Source organism: Streptomyces sp. MS19, from assembly GCF_047200595.1.
Taxonomy (GTDB): Bacteria; Actinomycetota; Actinomycetes; order Streptomycetales; family Streptomycetaceae; genus Streptomyces.
Genome location: NZ_JBJZOH010000088.1, coordinates 1 through 1,436, shown reverse-complemented (window position 1 = coordinate 1,436; position 1,436 = coordinate 1). Strand labels below are relative to the sequence as shown.

Sequence of the window (1,436 nt, the reverse complement as noted above, 5' to 3'; positions counted from 1 at the left end):
TCATGTTGGTGCGGGGTCTGGCATGTCGTGGTGGCAGGTGGGGCAGGCGCCGGTCCAGGTCGCGAGGAGTCGTTGTAGCTCGCGAACGACTCGGTAGAGGCTCAGGCCGACGCCGTCTCTTTTGGGGATCGGCTCAGTCGCTGCAGGGTGCAGAAGGCGTGGGCGACCGAGACGAGGGTGACGTGGTGGTGCCAGCCTGGCCAGGTTCGGCCTTCGAAGTGGGCCAGACCGAGGGCCTGTTTCATCTCGCGGTAGTCGTTCCCGATACGCCAGCGGAGTTTCGCGGTGCGCACGAGGACGGGCAGCGGGGTGGTCTCGGGCAGGTTGGAGAGCCAGAACTGCACGGGCTCGTCCCTGTCGGCAGGCCATTCGGCCAGCAGCCAGCGGACCGGGAGCTCGGCGGTGGCGGTGGCCTTGCGGATCTCGCGTCCGGCGGGCCGGATCCGCAGGGCCACGAAGCGTGAGTACATGCCTTTGTGTCCGCTGCGGCCGCTGCCGGGCCGCGATCCCTCCCTCCACTGCACCGGCCGAGCGGCGCGTTTCCCGGCCGTGATGACCAGGTCTTTCACGGTCTGCGCTGGCTCGGGGTAGGCAGACACCGGCCGCTGGCCCAGACCGGAGTAGGCCGGGGTGCGGGGCTGCGCGTCCTCGGGCTGCGCGGTCGTCGTGGTCGAGATGCCCACCACGTAGTCGAGACCGCGTTCCTCCAGGCCGAGCCGGAAGGCGGCGGTGTCCCCGTAGCCGCCGTCGGCGATGACCCGGGGCACTTCGATGCCCCAGGACCGCGTCTCGTCGATCATGTCGAGGGCCAGCTGCCACTTCTCGACATGGCCCACCCCGGCGGGGATGGCGCATCTGGCACGGCGGGCCACTTTGGCCGGATCGGCTTTCGGAGAGGCGGGATCCCAGCTCCCGGGCAGGAACAGATGCCAGTTGACCGCCGCCGAGGCACCGTTGGAAGCCATGTGCAGCGAGACACCGGCCTGGCAGTTGGTGACCTTGCCCGCGGTGCCGGTGTACTGCCGGGTCACACACGCGGACGCGTCCCCGTCCTTGAGGAACCCGGTGTCATCGATCACCAGCGCGGTGGGCTTGACGACCGGCTGCATGCGCCAGGCCAGACGGGCCCGCACATGCGCCGCATCCCACGGGCTGGAGGTCACGAAGTGGGCCAGGGCCTGCCGGTTCCCGTCCTTGCCCAGGCGGGCGGCCATCGGCTCCACCGACTTACGCCCACCGTCCAGCAGCAGACCCCGCAGATAGACCCCACCCCACCGACGCTGATCCGCCCGCGCGAACGGCTCGAACATCTCCGCCGCGAAGTCCTCCAGATCACACCGGACCGCAGCCAACTCCTCACTCAGCACACCCGGCCAACGACACACCCGATCAAGAAGACACGCCACCACAGACCACACATGACCAAGCACTACTAG

1 protein-coding gene is annotated in these 1,436 nt (G+C 69.2%); it reads right to left on the bottom strand.

Going from position 1 to position 1,436, the window contains the following annotated elements; genetic code table 11:
- Positions 1–101 precede the first annotated feature (101 nt).
- Positions 102–1,367 carry an IS701 family transposase gene (locus ACL02R_RS29990; protein ID WP_412800111.1) on the bottom strand — a complete coding sequence of 422 codons (1,266 nt, stop codon included), beginning with the start codon at positions 1,365–1,367 and terminating at the stop codon, positions 102–104.
- Positions 1,368–1,436 lie beyond the last annotated feature (69 nt).